Source organism: Streptomyces sp. NPDC090088 (genome assembly GCF_044747345.1).
Lineage (GTDB): Bacteria > Actinomycetota > Actinomycetes > Streptomycetales > Streptomycetaceae > Streptomyces.
The window spans coordinates 360,182-378,609 of sequence record NZ_JBIVDZ010000006.1 but is presented as its reverse complement, the minus strand read 5'-3'; the positions used below and the strand labels follow the sequence as shown (position 1 = coordinate 378,609).

At 72.2% G+C, this 18,428-nt stretch carries 16 protein-coding genes and 1 pseudogene; 9 read left to right on the top strand and 8 right to left on the bottom strand.

Annotation, left to right across the window (positions count from 1 at the left end):
• Positions 1–129 precede the first annotated feature (129 nt).
• Together ACIPSJ_RS29555 and ACIPSJ_RS29550 are read left to right on the top strand one after the other, a co-directional pair.
• Positions 130–1,698 (top strand): sodium:solute symporter family protein, encoded by a 1,569-nt coding sequence (locus ACIPSJ_RS29555; protein WP_359206984.1) that lies wholly within the window; start codon positions 130–132, stop codon positions 1,696–1,698.
• 190 nt (positions 1,699–1,888) lie between these two features.
• Positions 1,889–2,680, top strand: a complete 792-nt coding sequence (locus ACIPSJ_RS29550) for a hypothetical protein (protein WP_401350640.1) — start codon at positions 1,889–1,891, stop codon at positions 2,678–2,680.
• Between the two features lie 27 nt (positions 2,681–2,707).
• Here the strand turns inward: ACIPSJ_RS29550 and ACIPSJ_RS29545 are convergent, their stop codons facing one another.
• On the bottom strand, positions 2,708–3,820 hold the full coding sequence (locus tag ACIPSJ_RS29545) for an ADP-ribosylglycohydrolase family protein (protein WP_393538977.1): 1,113 nt from the start codon (positions 3,818–3,820) through the stop codon (positions 2,708–2,710).
• A 212-nt stretch (positions 3,821–4,032) separates the two neighbouring features.
• Between ACIPSJ_RS29545 and ACIPSJ_RS29540 the strand changes: the two genes are divergently transcribed.
• Complete coding sequence (locus ACIPSJ_RS29540) at positions 4,033–4,359, top strand: NUDIX domain-containing protein (RefSeq protein WP_401350637.1); 327 nt, start codon at positions 4,033–4,035, stop codon at positions 4,357–4,359.
• A gap of 23 nt (positions 4,360–4,382) precedes the next feature.
• On the opposite strand, the gene ACIPSJ_RS29535 is transcribed toward ACIPSJ_RS29540, so the two are convergent.
• Both ACIPSJ_RS29535 and ACIPSJ_RS29530 read right to left on the bottom strand, forming a co-directional pair.
• On the bottom strand, positions 4,383–5,159 hold the full coding sequence (locus ACIPSJ_RS29535; RefSeq protein ID WP_401350635.1) for a helix-turn-helix domain-containing protein: 777 nt from the start codon (positions 5,157–5,159) through the stop codon (positions 4,383–4,385).
• Between the two features lie 225 nt (positions 5,160–5,384).
• The gene (locus ACIPSJ_RS29530; RefSeq protein WP_401350633.1) at positions 5,385–5,804 is read right to left on the bottom strand and encodes an ATP-binding protein; all 420 of its coding nucleotides are present in this window, start codon (positions 5,802–5,804) and stop codon (positions 5,385–5,387) included.
• A gap of 92 nt (positions 5,805–5,896) precedes the next feature.
• On the opposite strand from ACIPSJ_RS29530, the gene ACIPSJ_RS29525 reads away from it, so the two are divergent.
• The 3 genes and pseudogenes from ACIPSJ_RS29525 to ACIPSJ_RS29515 all read left to right on the top strand — a co-directional run.
• The gene (locus ACIPSJ_RS29525; protein ID WP_401350631.1) at positions 5,897–6,709 is read left to right on the top strand and encodes a helix-turn-helix transcriptional regulator; all 813 of its coding nucleotides are present in this window, start codon (positions 5,897–5,899) and stop codon (positions 6,707–6,709) included.
• On the top strand, positions 6,706–6,891 hold the full coding sequence (locus tag ACIPSJ_RS29520; protein ID WP_401350629.1) for a DUF397 domain-containing protein: 186 nt from the start codon (positions 6,706–6,708) through the stop codon (positions 6,889–6,891). Before ACIPSJ_RS29525 ends, ACIPSJ_RS29520 begins: the two co-directional genes overlap by 4 nt.
• Before the next feature lies 1 nt (position 6,892).
• Positions 6,893–7,105: pseudogene (locus ACIPSJ_RS29515) on the top strand (hypothetical protein); the annotation flags it as partial.
• 9 nt (positions 7,106–7,114) lie between these two features.
• Here the strand turns inward: ACIPSJ_RS29515 and ACIPSJ_RS29510 are convergent.
• Positions 7,115–9,583, bottom strand: a complete 2,469-nt coding sequence (locus tag ACIPSJ_RS29510) for a tetratricopeptide repeat protein (protein ID WP_401350626.1) — start codon at positions 9,581–9,583, stop codon at positions 7,115–7,117.
• Between the two features lie 56 nt (positions 9,584–9,639).
• On the opposite strand from ACIPSJ_RS29510, the gene ACIPSJ_RS29505 reads away from it, so the two are divergent.
• Positions 9,640–11,346, top strand: a complete 1,707-nt coding sequence (locus ACIPSJ_RS29505) for an ATP-binding cassette domain-containing protein (RefSeq protein ID WP_401350624.1) — start codon at positions 9,640–9,642, stop codon at positions 11,344–11,346.
• A gap of 50 nt (positions 11,347–11,396) precedes the next feature.
• Here the strand turns inward: ACIPSJ_RS29505 and ACIPSJ_RS29500 are convergent, their stop codons facing one another.
• A complete protein-coding gene (locus tag ACIPSJ_RS29500; RefSeq protein ID WP_401350622.1) occupies positions 11,397–12,839 on the bottom strand; it encodes an aminotransferase class V-fold PLP-dependent enzyme in 1,443 nt (480 codons plus the stop codon).
• A gap of 118 nt (positions 12,840–12,957) precedes the next feature.
• Here ACIPSJ_RS29500 and ACIPSJ_RS29495 point away from each other — a divergent pair, with 118 nt between their 5' ends.
• Complete coding sequence (locus tag ACIPSJ_RS29495; RefSeq protein ID WP_355725224.1) at positions 12,958–13,458, top strand: DUF2165 domain-containing protein; 501 nt, start codon at positions 12,958–12,960, stop codon at positions 13,456–13,458.
• On the opposite strand, the gene ACIPSJ_RS29490 is transcribed toward ACIPSJ_RS29495, so the two are convergent.
• The gene (locus tag ACIPSJ_RS29490) at positions 13,446–14,045 is read right to left on the bottom strand and encodes an NADPH-dependent FMN reductase (RefSeq protein WP_401350621.1); all 600 of its coding nucleotides are present in this window, start codon (positions 14,043–14,045) and stop codon (positions 13,446–13,448) included. The two genes, ACIPSJ_RS29495 and ACIPSJ_RS29490, sit on opposite strands and share 13 nt — an antisense overlap.
• A gap of 113 nt (positions 14,046–14,158) precedes the next feature.
• Here ACIPSJ_RS29490 and ACIPSJ_RS29485 point away from each other — a divergent pair, with 113 nt between their 5' ends.
• Entirely contained in the window at positions 14,159–15,028 is an 870-nt protein-coding gene (locus ACIPSJ_RS29485) for a helix-turn-helix transcriptional regulator (protein ID WP_359207024.1), read from the top strand.
• 123 nt (positions 15,029–15,151) lie between these two features.
• On the opposite strand, the gene ACIPSJ_RS29480 is transcribed toward ACIPSJ_RS29485, so the two are convergent.
• Positions 15,152–15,733, bottom strand: coding sequence for a hypothetical protein (locus ACIPSJ_RS29480; protein ID WP_359207027.1), 582 nt, complete (start codon positions 15,731–15,733; stop codon positions 15,152–15,154).
• A gap of 96 nt (positions 15,734–15,829) precedes the next feature.
• Positions 15,830–18,415: a bifunctional FO biosynthesis protein CofGH gene (locus tag ACIPSJ_RS29475; protein WP_401350618.1), complete on the bottom strand. Its 2,586-nt coding sequence runs from the start codon at positions 18,413–18,415 to the stop codon at positions 15,830–15,832.
• Positions 18,416–18,428: the final 13 nt, after the last annotated feature.

Below are 18,428 nucleotides of genomic sequence, written 5' to 3'. Positions count from 1 at the left end.
CTTGTCGTGCCCTCGTAAACGAACCCACGATGAGCGGGCACTTCGCGGCCTTCCCCGTCCTCGCTCCGCTTATGCGAAGTGCCAGCCAGCTGAGCGGAGTTCAGTAGGCGGACCCTGGAAGGGGGGCGCATGAACGGGCTCGACTGGGCCGTGCTCATCGGCTACTTCGGTGTGATGGTCGCGATCGGCGTCTGGTCGCACAAGCGCGTGGACAACGTCAGCGACTTCTTCACCGCCGGCGGAAAGATGCCCTGGTGGCTGTCCGGCATCTCGCACCACATGTCGGGCTACAGCGCGGTGATGTTCACCGGGTACGCGGGCATCGCCTACACCTACGGCGTGACCTCCTTCGTCACCTGGTCCTTCCCGATCGCCCTCGGCATCGCGATCGGCTCCAAGCTCTTCGCCCCGCGCATCAACCGCCTCCGCTCCCGCCTGCACGTGGCGTCCCCGCTCGAATACCTGAAGAACCGCTACGACCTGAAGACCCAGCAGGCGCTGGCCTGGTCCGGCATGCTGCTGAAGATCGTGGACGTGGGCGCGAAGTGGGCCGCGATCGCGACCCTGCTGTCGGTGTTCACGGGCGTGTCCCTGAACCAGGGCATCCTCATCACCGGCGCGATCACCGCGGTCTACTGCACGATCGGCGGCCTGTGGGCGGACGCGCTGACCGAACTCGGCCAGTTCGTCATCCAGTTGCTGGCCGGCGTCTCCATGTTCGTCGCCGTCGTCCTGAAGCTGAACGACAAGGGCATCGGCCTCTTCGACGCCTTCGACCAGCCGGCCCTGCACGGCCACGGCAAGCCGCTGGTCGGCCCCTACGGCACGGTCTTCCTCCTGGCCTTCCTCTTCATCAAGCTCTTCGAGTACAACGGCGGCATGCTCAACCAGGCCCAGCGCTACATGGCGACGGGCAGCCCGCGCGAGGCCGAACGCTCGGCGCGACTCTCCGCCGCCCTCTGGCTGGTCTGGCCGGTGGTCCTGTTCTTCCCCATGTGGATGTCCCCGCTCCTGGTGCACGCCCAGAAGCCGGACGGCTCCGACTCCTACGGCCTGATGACCGAACAGCTCCTCCCGCACGGCCTGCTGGGCCTGGTCATCGTCGGCTTCTTCTCCCACACGATGGCCATGTGCTCCTCCGACGCCAACGCGATCGCGGCCGTCTTCACCCGTGACGTGGCCCCGGTGATCTCGCGGCAGGCGCGGGCCTGGAACGCGCGCTCGGGCCTGATCGCGGCCCGCGTCACCACGGTCGTCTTCCTCGGCCTGTCCATGGCGGTGGCCACCCAGGTCAACTCCCCCGCCTTCAAGGACATCATCACCGTCGTCATCAAGTGGGTGGCCGGTCTGATGGGCCCGATCGCGATCCCGATGATGCTGGGCCTGCTCCGCCCGTTCCGCCGCTCCGGCCCGACCGCGGCACTCACCAGCTGGGCCATGGGCCTGCTCGCCTTCTGGCTGGTCAACTACCCCATCAACTGGAACGTCGACGGCGGAGTCCCGCTCCAGTACCAGGTCTCGATCCCGCTGGCCGTCTCCCTGGTCCTCTACATCCTCATCGGCTTCCTGAAGCCGGAGGACAGCCCGGAACGCCTGGCCGTCATCGAGACGGTCAACACGGACGGCGACAGCGCGTCGGCGGCCGTACCGGTCCCGGCCCAGGCGGGCGGTGCCGGCGACGAGGTGCTGCGCGACTGACCGCGTCCCCGGCCGACGAGTGCCCCGCCCGACCAGTGCGCCCGGTTCCACGCCGTCCGTGGAACCGGGCGCACAGCTCCACCATCCTGATTAATCCGCTCATATCACTGGTGCGTCGTGACGGTGTCGGCCGGGGCGACTCCCTACGGTGGCGTGCGCTGCCCTCGTACGGACCACAGAAGGAGTGAGCGTGAAGACTTGCCACGGGGTGAAGAGAAAGCTGGCGCTCGGGGCCACGGCGCTGGCCGCGGTCGCCGCCGCGGCCGTCCCGGCGTCGGCCTCGACCGGCCCCGACGGAGGCTGGGGACGCTCGGATCACTGGGGCGTCATCGCCCGCAACACGATCGGCTCCCCCGTCGCCGCCCTGCGCAGCGGCCCGTTCGTCACCCCCTCCGCCACCGTCCCGCCCGAGGCGGCGCATCCGCCCTACGGTCGCGGCAGCCTCGGCATCGAGGTGGCGGACCACTCCACCTCCCTCACCCCGCCCAGCGAGGCCGTCCACTTCGGCAACGAGGTCGACTTCTTCGGCGCCCCGGTGCTGGGACTGCGCGAGGTCGGTTTCCATGTCTTCCAGACCGGCGAGAACGTCTCCTACGGCGGACCCGGGAACCTGCCGAACATCAAGTTCGAGATCAACCCGAACCTCACCGCGAACCCCACCACCTACTCCTCGATGGTGTGGAACCCGCCCGCTGTGACCGCCGTGAACCAGTGGAGTCCCTACCTGGACGCCACCACGACCGGCACGTGGTTCCTCACCGGCGCCGCCGGCACCATCACCGGCTGCAACCTGACCACCCAGTGCTCCTTCCCGGCCCTGCTCACCGCGCTCAACGACGGCGGCGCGGAGCCGGTCATCTACACCGCCGGGGTGAGCAAGGGCCGCGACTACCTGTGGGCCGGGGCCGTCGACGGCCTGCGGATCAACCGTCGCGTCTACGACTTCGAACCCGACGGCGTCCGAGTCAGCCGCGCCCGCTGAGGACAGGGGGACGCGGCCCCGGGCCGGCTACCTCGGGTAGCGCGCCAGCCACCCCGGTGACGCGCCCACCGGACTGTGCAGGGCCGGCCCCTGGGTCATCTCCATCGCGAAGTCGTCGGCCAGTTCCAGGATCGTCTGGCGGCCCTCCAGTTCGGCCACCCAGGCCGGCGGGAGGGCCGTCTCGCCGTGCAGGGCGCCGAGCAGGCCGCCGGTGAGGGCCCCGGCGACGGCCGAGGGCCCGGCCTGGTTCACGGCCAGGCACAGCCCGTGCCGTACGTCCTCGCCGACCAGCGCGCAGTACACGGCCGCCGCCAGCATCCCGTCCGCCGCCCCGTCCCCGGTGAGTTCCTCCACCCGCCCCGGCGAGGGCATCCCCTGCCGTACGGCACCGAGCGCGTGCTGCAACGCGTCCGACACCGGCTGGTGCCCGGGCCGCGCGGCGAGCAGCGCCAGCGCCCGCTGCACCGCCCCGTCCAGCGAGTCCCCGCGGGCCAGCGCGTGCACGATCACCGCGTACGCGCCCGCCGACAGGCAGGCGGTCGGATGCCCGTGCGTCTGCGCCGCGCACTCGATCGCCAGCTGTACGACGAGCTGCGGCTCCCACCCCACCAGCAGCCCGAACGGCGCGGACCGGGCCACGGCCTCCGCCCCCATGTCGTCGGGGTTCTTCGGCGACTCCAGCGTCCCCATGTTCTCGTCCCCGAGCCCGAGCAGCAGCGACCGCGTCGGATCCCGCCGCGCGTACAGCCACTCCTCCCGGGCCAGCCACCCGTCGTCCTTGCGCCGCTCGTCGGGTCCCCAGTCCCGCTGGGTGGCCGCCCACCGCAGATACGCCCGGTGCAGGTCGGTCGGCGGATGCCAGGCCCCCGTGTCCCTCCTCACCTGGGCTCTTATCAGCCCGTCCACGGTGAAGAGGGTCAGCTGCGTGTGGTGCGTCACCGTCCCGCGCCGCCCGTACCCGAACCCGAGATCGACCAGCCCCTCCGGTCCGTACGCCGCCCGGATCTCCTCCAGCGTCAGCCCGTCCACCGGCCCGCCCAGCGCGTCCCCCACGGCCCCGCCGAGCAGAGTCCCCCGCACCCTGCTCCGGAAGTCCTGCTGCTCGGCCCGGCCCCAGACGGCACCCGACGTCGTACTCACCACCATGACCTCCTCACGGGCACCGTCCGTACATACGAGCGCTCAGCACTGTAATCGACCGGGAACGGTCCGTTCAGGGGGCAGTTAGGTATGCGAAGTGTGGGTTGTGTGGCCCCGAGTGGGCGGCTTTCGGCCAGGTCGGGAGGTTGGTGCTGCCGTCAGCTAGTCCCAGACGTAGGTGTCAGTGGCTTCTGCGATCGTGCGCGTCGTGGATGAACTCGTCGGGTTCGGGTACGGGCGGCGCGGCCGGAGTCGGCGAGTCCTATGAGGCGGCGGCTGCTCGCGAGCTCCGTGAGGAGCTGGGAACGTCGGCGACCGTGCGCCTTCGGTTCAAGTTCCTCAACCGGGGCGGGCTCAGCCCTCACTGGCTCGGGGTGTGCGACGCCGTGCTTACGGAGATCGTCGCCCCCGATCCGGGGGAGGTGGCCTGGCACGGGTGGCTGACCGAGTCCGAACTGCAGCGGACTCGGCACCGGTGGACCTTCACCCCTGACAGCCAGGAGATTCTCGATCGGTATCTCGCCTGTCGTGCTGCCTAGTTCATTTCTGGCGTCCCGCCTTCCTAGGCGGCCATACCGACGACCCGGCAGTCCCGGCATCGCCCCGGCCCAGGTGCGCGGAACGCACGCTCGCAGCCGTCGCAGGTCTGGAGCGGATCAGGGCGGGCCGGCGCGGAGGCACCGAGCGAGACCGGGATCGGCAGCTGCGAGGGCAGGAGGGCGGTGAGGCGGTGCGCGAGGAAGGCCGCCGGGTGCTTGATCGGGTCCTGGGGCAGGCCGGTCGTCAGGGCCCGCTCCACGACGGTGGCGGGCACGCCCCGCTCCAGCCACACGGAGACCTCCGGCATCAGCCGCCGTACGTCACGTTCGGAAAGGAGGAGACGGGAGTCGTAGGTGCGCAGGCGGGTGAGAAGGGCGGCAGCCGGGGTCTTCGCCGGGGCAGGGGGCTTCGGTTCGACGACCGGAGCCGATGGCACGGGCAGTGGCCTGCTCGGCTTGTTGTACGAGGTCGTCCGGGTCCTCACCTGCCCCGATTGAAGACGCTCCCTGGCACGCGTGAGGTATCCGTGTTCCTCCAGCTCGCGCAGGGCGGCGGCGATCCGGATCTCGCCCTCGGGGAACCTCGCGGCCAGCGTCTTGATGCCGATCGGTGATCCGGCGGGCAGCGACTGGATGTGCACCGCGAGGCCGATCGCCAGCAGGGACAACTCCGGATGCTGGAGGAGGTGATTGCCGACCACGGTGAAGTTCTCGGTGTGGGGTTCATTCACATGGATGACACCGGAGTGGGATTGCCGGGCCTTGCCGGACCTGGGCGCGCTAGGCTGCTGAGCAGTCATGGGGAAGGTTCTGCTTCCTTGATGATCAGGCCCTCGCAGTGGGATGGCAGTCCCGGCGAGGGCCGAAGTATGTCTGGACCTGTCGCCGCAGACGCTGCCGCACAACTGCCCCTCCGCGCCGGTTGAGTTCGGCATATTCACTCCGGGGAGTGATCGCCGGGGACGGTAGGGGCGGGTTGGGTTCTTTCCCCGGTTCTTTGGTCTTTGGCGTCGGGAACGGCCGGGTCATGGGTCCCCGCGACCCGGTTCCCCCAGCTCCGCCCATACGACCTTGCACCCCGCCGGGGCCGGGTCCACGCCCCAACGCTCCGCGTACGCCTCGACGATCAGCAGACCCCGCCCCGATTCCGCGTCGGCGGCCACCGGGTCGTGGACGCACGGGACGCGGTCGCCCCGGGCGTCGGTCACCTCGATACGGAGGGCTCCGCCGGGGTACAGCCGCAGCCCCAGCCGGAAGTCCCGTCCCGCGACGCGTCCGTGCAGCACGGCGTTGGACGCCAGCTCGGCCACGACCCGCGTCGCCGCCTCGTGCGACAGCCCCCAGTCGTCCAGTTGGCGTTCCGTGAGCAGTCGCGCGAGCCGGGCGCCTCTGCGGGTCGCGGACAGCTGGACCGTGAAGTGGTGCGTGAGGGATTTCTGGGTCATGTCACCCAGCGTGGTCAACTCTCCCTACTCTGAACAGTGATGAACCCCGCACAGAGCGTGACTGTCCGGGTCGTACGTCGGAGGGAGCGGGTGTGGAGGACGAGGAGGCCGAGGCCGTACTCAGGGCGGTCGGGCGGCAGATCAAGGTGTGGCGGGAGGCGGCCGGGAGGCGGCAGGCGGAACTCGGCGCCGCCATCGGGTACAGCGAGGAGATGGTGTCGGCCGTGGAGCGGGGACGACGGATCCCCAAGCCAGACTTCCTGGAGAAGGCCGACGAGGTGCTGGGGGCCGGCGGGAAGCTCGCGTTCATGAAGGAGGACGTGGAGCGGGCCCGGTATCCGAAGAAGGTGCGGGATCTGGCCAAGCTGGAAGACGAGGCGGTCGAACTCGGGGCGTACGCCAACCACAACATGCACGGCCTGCTTCAGACGGCGGAGTACGCGAGGGCGTTGTTCGCCATGCGGCGGCCCGCGTACCCCGAGGATGAGATCGAACGTCAGGTTTCTGCGCGCATGGCACGACAGAGCGTCTTCGAGCGAGTGCCCCTGCCGGAACTCACCTTCGTCCTGGAAGAGGTGACCCTGCGGCGTCCCATCGGGGGCAGAATGGTGCTGCGGCGACAGCTCGAACACCTGCTTGAGATCGGTAAGTTGAGGCACGTAGCGATCCAGGTGATGCCCACGGACCGTGAGGACCACGCGGGAATGGGAGGCTCGCTCCAGCTGGTGAAGCTCCGAGACGGCAAGACACTCGGGCACTCGGAGGCCCAACTGCACAGCCGCATGATCAGCGATCCCCGGGAAGTACAGATCCTGGAAATGCGCTATGGAATGATCCGGGCGCAGGCTCTCGCGCCACGGGAGTCGCTCACCTTCATCGACAAAGTGCTGGGAGCAGAGACATGACCCCCAACGCGCTGAACTGGTTCAAGAGCAGCTACAGCAGCAACGACGGGCCCGAGTGCGTCGAGATCGCGATAGCCCCCGCCACCGTCCACGTCCGTGACTCCAAGGACAAGGACAGGGCGACGCTCGCCTTCGCCGACGCCTCGTGGGTCGGGTTCGTGCGGGAGATCTCCCGTCCGTGACCGGCGCGGTGAGGCGTTCACGCTGACCACGCTCAACATCCGGCTTCTGCCGGACGGTCGCCTGGCCGTGAAGGCCTACGGCCGGCCCGTCGCCGGCGGTCGGGGGGCGTACGTGTCGTTCCCGGTTCCCGACCGGCCCGAACTCGCGGTCCTGGTCACCGACGCGGCCGGCCGGGCCGGGGAGTTGTGGGCCGCGCATCGTGGCCTCGGCTGAGCCCGGGACTCAGGTGTCCGCCGGCTCCCGGCTGATCCAGTCGGTGTCGGGATCCGCCGCGACGGCTCGGCGCAGGTCCGCGTGCATGCCCGGCAGGTCGCCCAGCCTGCGCCGCACCCGGGCCCGCGTCGCCAGGGCCCAGGCGTAGCCGGGGTTCAGCGCGAGGGCGCGGTTCAGGTCGGTGAGGGCGTCGTCCTGGCGGCCCAGGTTGGACAGGGACGCGCCTCGGCTCGCGTACGCCGACGCGTAGTCGGGGTCGAGTTCGAGAGCGCGGTCGTAGTCGGCCAGGGCCTCCGCGTCGCGACCGCTGACGCGCAGGGCGTCTCCGCGTTCGCAGCGGCCCCAGGCCCAGTCGGGTTGCAGGGCGAGGGCACGGTCGAGGTCGGCGAGGCGGCGGGGCTGGTCGCCGAGGCCGCGCCAGACGCGGGCGCGGCGGGCGAGGGCCCAGGCGTAGTCGGGCTTGAGTTCCAGGGCGTGGTCGAAGTCGGCGAGGGCCGCGTCGAGGTCGCCGTGGCGTTCGTGGGCGGCGCCGCGGGAGGCCAGGGCGAACTCGCTGGCGGGGTTGCGTCTGATGCCCTCGCTCAGGTCCGCCACGGCCGCGTCGTGGTGGCGGGCCAGCCGGTGGTGCTCGCCGCGCAGGATGACGTTCCACGGGTTGTGCGGCTCCAGTTCGACCACTCGGTCGAGGTCGGCGAGCGCACCTTCGTAGTCGCCCGACGCGCCCCGGGTGACGGCGCGACCGCGGTGGGCCCGCACCAGCGCCGGGTCCAGGGCGAGGGCGCGGTCGTAGTCCTCCAGGGCCCGTTCGTGGGCGCCGTCCCGCGCGAGCGCGTCGGCTCGCAGCGCCCAGGCCGTCGCCCGCCACGGCTCGTCGCCGCGGGCGCGGCCGAGCAGCAGCCGGATCAGTTCGGCGAGGCCGCCCCCGGCGAGCGCCCGCGAGAGTTCGCCGCCCCGGGTCCGTACGGCCTCGGCGTCCGCGTCCTGGCCCGCCTCGGCCAGCAGCCGCACCCAGCGCCGTACGACGTCGTCGCCGTGGGCACAGGCCGTGACCAGGTCGGCGAGGACCGCCGGGAGCGCGGCGCGGGGTCTGGCGCACAGCAGGTGGTACGACTCACCGAGCCGCAGCTCCCGCCACCCCTCGTCGGCCCACAGCTCGTCGGGCGGCAGCCCGGCTTCGGTCTCCGTGCGCCGTCTGCCGTACGCCTCCGCGAGCCGGGTGTGCCGCTCGGCCCAGCCCTGGGGCGAGCGCAGGCGCTGAAGTCGGAGCATCGGCGCCCGTACGACGTCGTGGTACTGCAACCGGCCGCCGTGCTCGCTGACGAACGGCATGCTCCTCAGCCAGGCGAAGAGCGTGCCCACCCGGTCCTCGGGACCGTCCACGACCGACCGGAACGCGTCCTCGTCGAGCTGTCGGGGCAGCGCGGCCGCCTGCGCGGCGGCTCTTCGCACGGGGTCCCGCTCCCATTTCAGGAACCGGTCGACCGCCGTGGCGCTCGGATCCCCCACGTCCTCGGGGCCGACGGGCCCGGACTCGGCCAGGGTGGAGACGAGCACCGGAAGCCCGCCCGTCAGGCGCAGCACCTCGGCGACCACCGGCTCGTCCCGTACCCCCTTGTCCGCGAGCAGGCCCCGGGCCTCCGCCTCGGTGAAGGGGCCGAGCGGCAGGTCGGTCCTGAAGTCGGCGAAGCTGCCCCAGCGGGCCGTGTCGAAGGGGTGCTGGCCGGAGGTGACCACGACGACGTTGGCGGGGAGGGCGCCGTACCGGTCGGTGGTCATCACGTCGTGCAGCCAGGGATCGAGGAACGGGCCGGTGCGCTCGTAGGTGTCGAGGAGGATGACGATCCAGGGGGCGGTGTCGGCCGCGTCGGCCAGCTCGTTCAGCAGTACCGGGGTCAGTACCCGCTCTGGGGACAGCACCAGTTGGGCGTCCTCCTGGCTGCGGAAGCGGGCCCGGAGCCGGTCGGTGCCCTGGGCGAGGCGGTCCGGGTCCAGGGCGACCGCGAAGGCACCGGCCACCGGCACCATCCCGAGCCCCACCTGCGCGGCCCGTGCCACGGCCAGGCTCCCCGCCGACGGCCCCTCCCGGTCCGCCGGTCCGACCGTCGCCAGGGCGGCCTCCGCTTCGTGCCGCCGCTCCCGGTGCGCGGCCAGCAGCCGCTCCAGCTCCTTGAACCGCCGTCCCTGCGCGGCGAACTGCCGGGCCAGCACCGCCAGCGCCTCGGGCACACCGGCCACGCCCTCGTCGACGTACCCGGTCAGCGCCCCGGCCTCCCGGGCGATCTGCTCCAACTCCCGTACCAGACGGGTCTTCCCGACACCTGCGTCACCGTGGACGTGGAAGAGGAAGCGGTGCCGCTCGTCCTCGGGCGCCAGGTCGAGGTTGCGCCGGAACGCCGCCCGCTCCTCGGCCCGGCCGACGAATCCCGCCCTCCGGCGCCGCGCGATCAGCTCCTGCATCGACGGCCGCGTCGACCCCATCAGCCGCACCCCTCATAGCCGGTCCGTTCGCGGTCTTCACCTGACATGCTGCCCCCATGCCGATACCGCCCCCGCATCCCAACGTATCCGCCGAGGCGCTCCGTTCGCCCGTCAACGGCCTGCGGTTGCGGGCGCGTCGGGTGAGCCGGGAGGTTCGTGGGGCGGGGCGGGTGCTGAGCGATGTGTCCGTGGAGGTCGTTCCGGGGCGGGTGACGGCGATCGCGGGGAGCAGCGGGGCGGGCAAGACCGTGCTGTTGCAGACGCTGGCGGGGCTGGTCGCGCCGACCGGGGGCGAGGTGCTGCACGACGGGGCGCCGCCCGGGCCGCCGGGGCCGGAGTTCGGGTTCGTGCCGCAGGAGGACATCATCCACCGCGAGCTGCCGCTGCGCCGCACGCTGGTGTACGCGGCGGGGCTGCGAATGGCGCCGGGGACGGCTGAAGGGGACGTGCTCGACGCCGTCGACCGGGTGCTGGAGGCGCTCGGGCTGGCGGAGCGGGCGCAGACCCCGGTGCGAGCGCTGAGCGGCGGGGAACGCAAACGGGCCAGTATCGCGGTCGAGTTGCTCACCCGGCCCCGGGTGCTCTTCCTCGACGAGCCGACGTCCGGGCTGGACCCGGTCACCGGCGCGGCCCTGCTGCGCACCCTGCGGACGCTGGCCGAGGACGGCACCACGGTCGTACTGACCACGCATGTCCTCGCCGATCTGCTCCGCGCCGATCAGGTCGTGTTCCTCTCCACGGGCGGCGAGGTCGCGTACGCGGGTGAACCGGGCACGCTGTGCGAGGCGTTCGGGGTCGGCACGGTGGAGGAGGTGTACGAGGCGGTGGCGGGCGGCGCCCGCGCCGAGCGGGGCGTGCCCGAGGACGTACCCCGGTCCGGCGGAGCGTCACCGTCACCGCGTCCGGCGCGGGTCGGTGCCGTGCGGCAGTGGGCACTGCTGACCCGGCGCGGTACGGCGCTGCTGCTGCACAACCGGCTCTCGGTGGCCGTGCTGGCGGGGTCGCCGGTGATGATCGTGGCGATGTTCGCGGTGCTGTTCCGGGCCGGCGCGTTCGATCCGGCGGCGCCGGATCCGGGCTCCACGGCGATGATCATGTTCTGGATCGCGTTCGGGGCGTTCTTCTTCGGGCTGACCTACGGCCTGCTGCAGATCTGCACCGAGCTGCCGGTCCTGCGCCGGGAGTGGCTCGCGGGGCTGCGGATCGGGCCGTACGTCGCCTCGAAGCTGACGACGATGCTGCCGGTGCTGGCGGTCGCGGACGCGCTGTTGCTGGTGGTGCTGCGGGCCCTCGACCGGCTGCCCGCGGCGGGCTGGGACACGTACGGATCGCTGTTCACGTCGAGTGTGCTGGCCTCGGCCGCCGCCCTCGCGCTGGGGCTGCTGGCGTCGGCGGCGGTGTCGGAGCCGGGGCAGGCGACGCTGATGCTGCCGCTGCTCTGCTTCCCCCAGGTGCTGTTCTCGGGCGCCTTCGTGCCGGTGCCCCGGATGACGGTGGCCGGGAAGGCGGTCAGCTGGGCGATGACCAACCGCTGGGCGTTCGAGGCGCTGGGCAGCGGGGTGGGTCTTGAGCCGCTGTGGCGGTCGGGCGGCTCACCGGCGGGGCCGCCCCTGCTGGCGTCGTACGGGGATTCCTTCGGGCATCCGGCGAGCCGCGGGTGGGTGGTCCTGGCGGGCTTCGCGCTGGTGTTCCTGGCCTGGACGTGGGTGGTGCTGGCGCGCAAGTGCCGGGACGGCGTGGCGCGGGACCGGGCGGGGCGGTGAGCCCGGCGGGGTGACACGGCGGGGTGACACGGCGGGGTGACACGGTGGGCTCAGCAGCCCTCCCGTGCGGCCAGTCCGGTCACGCCCGGTACCCGGTCGCGGTAGGTCTCGGTCACGAACGTCAGGAACGTGTCGACGTCCTCGGGCTGGGACGAGACGCCCAGGGAGACGCGGACCGCGCCCGCCGACGGCAGGCCCAGCAGCTCCAGGTAGTCCTCCAGGGAGCCGAGCCGGCGGCGGGCCGCCGAGCGCAGCCGGATCAGCGGCAGGGCGAACGCCTCCTCTCCGGCGCCCGGATTGCAGAAGCAGCCGGTGCGCAGGGAGATGCCCCGGGCGGCGCTGTCACGGGTGACGACGCGTTCGTCGACGATCCGGCCGTCCGCGCCGAGCACGTTCAGCGCGACCGTGCCACCGCGGGCCGCGTCGGCACGGTCGGGGCCGTACACCCGGATCAGCGGGGAGCCGTCGCTGTGCCGCAAGGCCCGTAAGCCGGTGAGGAGCCGGTCGGTGAGGCCGGTGACGTGGGCGTGGATGCGGTCCATGCCGATGCCGTCGATCCAGGCGAGTGCGGCGGTCACGTCCGGCAGGGACAGGAAGTTGACCGTGCCGTCCTCGAAGGCGGCCTCGTCGGCGGCGAGGACGTGCCACTGGGCGCGGGCGCTGACGGCGTAGATGGTGCCGCCCGAGAACCAGGGCCGGCGCAGTTTGGCGAGGGCCGCGCGGCGGGCGATCAGGCTGCCGACGCCGGTGGGGTGGCCGAAGACCTTGTACCAGCTGACGGCGGTGAAGTCCGGGTGGTGGCGGCTCAGGTCGAGGACGTTGGTCGGCGCGAAGGCGGCCGCGTCGAGCAGGACGTCGTAGCCCTGTGCCTGGGCGGTGGCGATCCAGTCCAGGGAGTGCTGGACGCCGGTGAAGTTGCTCTGCGCGGGGTAGGCGAGCAGGCCGCCGGCCCGCCGGCGCGGCCGGGGCGGGGTCAGGGCGGCGCGCAGCCGTCCCTCGTCGAGGTGGAGGCCGGGCACGTAGACGGTGGTGGCCCGGCGGGCCCGGGCGTACTCCCGCAGGCCGTTGACCGAGTTGTGGTTGTCGAGCGACATCACGAGCCTGCTGCCACGGGTGAACGGGTACGCCTCGCCGACCAGGCGCAGGGCGCCGGTGGCGTTGGCGGTGAAGATCACGGCGTACTCGTCGGGGTCGGCGTTGAAGTGCCGGAGCACCGCCCGGCGGGCCTCGGCCAGCAGAACGCCGGAGGCTCGGGAGGCCGGGCTCTCGGAGTGCGGGTTGCCGAACAGTCCGCCGGTGATCCGCCGGGCGCTGCCCGTGACGAGGGAGCGCGGGGGGAGTCCGGCGCCGGTGTGGTCGAGGTAGGTGTGCCCGCCCTCGTCGAGGTAGCCGAACTCCCGCGCCCTCAACTCCGCGAAGCCGTCCGGCTCTTCCGTCCCTCCGCCGGGTATCCGTCCGGCGGCGTCCGCCGTGTTGGCGTCTGCCGTGTCCATGAGACCCCCCTCGCACGCGACTTCGACCAAAGTACCGGCGTACGAGCGACGCGCCGCCGCGGCGCGACGCGACAGGACGTGATGGGTGTGAACGGCGGAGAGCGGGAAGGACCGTGACATGTCCACCTCCCACGCGCCTCGTGCGCTCCCGCTCGCCGCTGCCGTGCTCACCGGCACGGTGGCTCTCTACATCGCCCTCGTCGCCCTCGGGAACATCACCGACTTCGGCACCAACCAGGCCTTCGTCCAGCATGTTCTGGCCATGGACACCACGTTCAAGGACGACGACCTGATGTGGCGGGCCGTCACGAACAAGGGACTTGAGAACACCGCCTACGTCGCGATCATCGTCTGGGAGACCGTCGCCGCGCTCGTGCTGATCGCCGGGACGGTGCTGTGGTTCCGGCGCGACCACGCGCGGGCGCGCCGGCTGTCCACCTACGGCCTGCTGATGCTCGTGCTCCTCTTCGGCGCCGGGTTCGTCGCCATCGGCGGCGAGTGGTTCGCCATGTGGCAGTCGAAGACCTGGAACGGACTCGACGCCGCGACCCGGGTGCTGGTGCTCACCGGGATCGCGCTCGTCGTCGTACAGCTGAGCCCCTCGGATCAGGACGGGTAGGGCACGGCCTCCCGGCCGGTGCGCAACGTCCTTGTCCACCAGGCCAGTTGGTCCAGCACCGTCTTCGCGTACCCCTCCGCCCCGGGGTCGAGCGGGCGGCCGTCCTGCCACGCGGTGAAGTAGTTCGGGAAGGCCAGACCGTCCCGGACGGTCACCGCGTGCAGTTCGGTGAGCACGTTCTCCAGATGCAGCACCGCGTGCCGCCCGCCCGCCGCCCCGCCGTAGCTGACGAAGGCGACCGGCTTGGCCGTCCACTGGTCGAAGTGCCAGTCGACGGCGGCCTTCAGCGACGCCGGATAGCTGTGGTTGTACTCCGGGGTGACGACGACGAACGCGTCCGCCGACGCCAGCGCCGCCGTCAGTCCCGCCATGCCGGACGGACGGGGGTAGGTCTCGCCCGCGTACTTCGGTGACTGGGCCGGCAGCGTCAACGGGATCTCGTAGGCCGCCAGGTCCACGACCTCCACCTCGAACGCGCCGTGCGCGCCCGCCTGTTCGGCGACCCACCGCGCCACCACCGGGCCGAAACGGCCCTCCCGGACGCTTCCCACCAGAATCACGAGCCGGTACCTGTTGTCGTTGTCCATGCCGCCACGATCGGGCCGCTCCCGGCCGGCCGGCCAGACCGGGCCCAGGCTGGCCCCCGCAGGGCCACGCTGCGTCGGGCCGGGCCCCGTTCGGCGTGCCTATCCTCGACGGCATGGGGACACCACTGGGGGACTTCGTCCGGGCGAAGCGGGACAGCATCCAGCCGGAGGCGCTCGGGCTGCCGGAGCGCGGCCGGCGGCGGTCACCGGGGCTGCGGCGGCTCGACCTCGCGGGCCGGGCCGGGATCAGCGTCGAGTACCTGACGCGGATCGAGCAGGGCCGGGACCGCCGTCCGTCGGTGGCCGTCCTCAACGCCCTCGCCGACGCCCTCGGCCTCGGTCCGGCGGAACGTGCCCACCTGCGCTACCTCGCGAAGATCACCGGCGGTGAGTGCGTCACGCACCCGCGGCCGGCGCCGCCGCCGCGCGCGGTCCGCCCGGCCGTCCTGGAGAGCCTGCGCCTCCTCGAACCCGGCCTCGCCCTCGTCACCAACCGGCTCGGCGACATCCTCGCCCGTACGGGGTCGTACGAGGCCGTGATGGGCGCGACCGGGCTCCTGGACGCCGAGATCCCCAATCTCACCCGGTACGTCTTCACCGACGCCCGCGCCCGGGACCTCTTCGCCGACTGGGACACCGTCGCCGACGAGCAGGCCTTCGACCTGTGGCTCGGGCCCTCCGTCGAGAGCGGCGAGTGGTTCACGGCGGAGCTCGCGCCGGCCGCCGGGACCGACTTCGCCCGCCGGATGAACCGGCACGCGGTCCCGGCCCGCGGCGTCCTGCGGCTGCGGCACCCCTCGGGCGCCGCGCTCCGTCTGCGGCGGGTGACGTTCGACCTCACCGAGGAGGCCCAGCAGCTGGTCGTCCTCCTGCCGGCCGACGAGGAGACGGCGGCGGCCGTCGAGCGGCTGCGGCGGACCGTCCGGGCCCCGCGGCCCCGGCGGGCTCAGCCACTGCGCGTCGTCTCGTCCACGGCCACCTGACCACGACCGCCCGACCGCGGTTACCCGACCGCGGCCACTTTGGCCACGGCCACTTTGGCCACGGCTACTTTGGCCACGGCTACTTTGGCCACGGCTACTTTGGCCACGGCTACTTGACGACGGCTACTTGACGACGGTCACCTTGGTGTCCGGTTCCGTGCCGAACGTCCACAGGGCCGTGCCGTCCGCCTTGTGCATGCGGATGCCGCTGGTCTGCTTGCCGGCGGCGGGGGGCGGGGAGGAGCCGTCGACGGCGTTGGAGAAGGCGATCGACAGGCCGGACTTGGACGCGAAGTAGAGGATGTGCTCGATCTGGACGCCGTCCGAGCCGGTCGTGGACGCCAGGGTCTTGGAGATCGTGTAGGTGCCGGGATCGGGGCTCACCGTCCCCGGCCACACCGTGAACGTACGGGTCGCCTTGCCGCTCGCGTCGACCGTCCACACCCGCTCGGCGCCGAGCGAGTAGACGACCCGGCGGCCGGTGCCGGAGGCCGCCGGTACGGCGGGGGCCTTCGCCGGGGCCGGCGACGCGGAGGCGTGGGCGCCCGCCGACGCGCCCGCGGACGCGCTCGCCGACGGGCGGACCGCCGCGGCCGTGGGGTGCGGCCCCTTGTCGGCCTGGAGGGCGAGGAGGACGACGGCCACCGTCGCCCCCGCCGTCAGACCGGTGACCCAGACCCAGGAGGGCAGCAGTCGGGCAGCCACGGGTTCGCATCTCCTCCGCTATGGGCCCCCTGTACAGATGACAGAGGTCGGATCATCGTACCGGGCCGCGCCCCGCCGCCCTCCCGCTCCGATCGGCTAGTCCAGCACCGGCAGCAGCTCCGGAAGGTGCCCGTCGGAGGCCTCCGCCGCGCGCTGCCGCTCCTCGGGGACCGGCCCGTACAGCGTCGTCCGCGGCCTGGCCGGGCGCCCGGCGGCCTCGGCCACGGCGACGAGGTCCCGGACCGACTTGTACGAGCCGTACGACGAGCCCGCCATCCGCGAGATCGTCTCCTCCATCAGCGTCCCGCCCAGGTCGTTCGCCCCCGAGCGGAGCATCTCCGCCGCACCCTCCGCGCCCAGTTTCACCCAGCTTGTCTGGATGTTCGGGATGTGGGGGTGGAGGAGGAGACGGGCCATCGCCGTCACCGCCCGGTTGTCGCGCATGGTCGGGCCCGGGCGGGAGATGCCGGCCAGGTAGACGGGCGCGTTGGTGTGGATGAAGGGCAGCGTCACGAACTCGGTGAAGCCGCCGGTGCGCTGCTGGATGGAGGCCAGGGTGCGCAGGTGGCCCAGCCAGTGGCGGGGCTGGTCGACATGGCCGTACATCATGGTGGAGGAGGAGCGGATGCCCAGCTCGTGGGCGGTGGTGACCACCTCGATCCAGGTGGCGGCGGGCAGCTTGCCCTTGGTGAGGATCCAGCGGACCTCGTCGTCGAGGATCTCGGCCGCCGTCCCCGGGACGGTGTCGAGGCCCGCCTCCTTCGCCGCGGTCAGCCACTCCCGGATCGACAGGCCGGTGCGGGTCGCGCCGTTGACGACCTCCATCGGCGAGAAGGCGTGCACATGCATGCCGGGGACGCGTTCCTTCACCGCCTTCGCGATGTCGAAGTACGCCGTGCCGGGCAGGTCCGGGTGGATGCCGCCCTGCATGCAGACCTCGACCGCGCCGACGTCCCAGGCCTGCTGGGCGCGGTCGGCGACCTGGTCCAGGGAGAGGGTGTAGGCGTCCGCGTCGGTGCGGCGCTGCGCGAAGGCGCAGAAACGGCAGCCGGTGTAGCAGACGTTGGTGAAGTTGATGTTGCGGGTGACGATGTAGGTGACGTCGTCGCCGACCGCCGACCTCCGCACGTCGTCGGCGATCCGGGTCAGCGCGTCCAGCGCCGGGCCGTCCGCGTGGAAGAGGGCGAGGGCCTCGGCGTCGGTGAGCCTCGTCGGGTCGTCGGCCGCGGTCGCCAGGGCCTGGCGTACGTCCGTGTCGATGCGCTCCGGCGCCATCCCGGGGGCCGCCGCCTCGCGCAGGGCGCCCCAGTCGCCGTACACCTCGTCGAAGTCGTCGCGGCGGTCGGTCGTACGGCCCTCGGTGTCGATGGCGGTGTGCAGATCGGTACGGCCGCTCGCGACGAAGACCTCCTCCGGCTCCTGCCACGGATGCCCCTCCACGACCGCGTCCGCGACCGCGAGGCCCGTGGCCGGGTCGGCGAGCGCGGCCACGTGCGGGCGCAGCCGGGGGTCCAGCCAGGGCTCGCCGCGGCGGACGAACTCCGGGTACACGCAGAGACGTTCCCGCAGCTCGAAGCCCGCCGCGGCCGACCGCTGGGCGAGTTCCTCGATCTGCGGCCAGGGGCGCTCGGGATTCACGTGGTCGATGGTGAGCGGGGAGACCCCGCCCCAGTCGTCGATACCGGCCGCGATCAGCCGCTCGTACTCGCCGGCGACGAGGTTGGGCGGCGCCTGGATGTTGCCGGCCGGCCCCATGACCAGCCGCGCCACGGCCACCGCCGCGACCAGTTCGTCCAGCTCGGCGTCCGGCATGCCGCGCATCGCCGTGTCCGGCTTGGCGCGGAAGTTCTGGATGATCAGTTCCTGGATGCCGTGGTACGACCGGGCCACGCGCCGCAGCGCGAAGAGCGACTCGGCGCGCTCCTCGTACGTCTCGCCGATGCCGATCAGGATCCCGGACGTGAAGGGCACGGACGACCGGCCCGCGTCCTCGAGGACCCGCAGCCGGACGGCGGGTTCCTTGTCCGGGGAGCCGTGGTGCGGGCCGCCGGGCTCGGACCACAGCCGGGTGGCCGTCGTCTCCAGCATCATGCCCATGGAGGGCGCGACGGGCTTCAGGCGCTGGAAGTCCGTCCAGGACATCACGCCGGGGTTGAGGTGAGGCAGCAGCCCCGTCTCCTCCAGGATGCGGACGGAGATGGCCCGGACATAGGCGATCGTGTCGTCGTAACCGTGCGCGTCGAGCCACTCGCGCGCCTCCGGCCAGCGGTCCTCCGGCTTGTCGCCGAGGGTGATCAGGGCTTCCTTGCAGCCGAGGGCCGCACCCTTGCGGGCGACGTCGAGCACCTCGTCGGGGGACATGAACATCCCGTGCCCGGCCCGGCGGAGCTTGCCGGGCACGGTGACGAACGTGCAGTAGTGGCACTTGTCACGGCACAGGCGGGTGAGGGGGATGAAGACGCTCTTCGAGTACGTGATGACACCGGGGCGGCCCGCCTCCGCGAGGCCCGCGTCCCGGACCCGGGCGGCGGAGGCGGCGAGATCGGTCAGCGCCTCACCGCGCGCCTGGAGCAGGACGGCGGCCTCGGCGACGTCGAGGGCGACGCCGTCCCGAGCGCGTTTGAGGGCGCGACGCATGGAGTTCTCGGTGGGGCCGGTTCCGGGGGTCGCGGAAGTCGTCATTCTTTGAGCATAC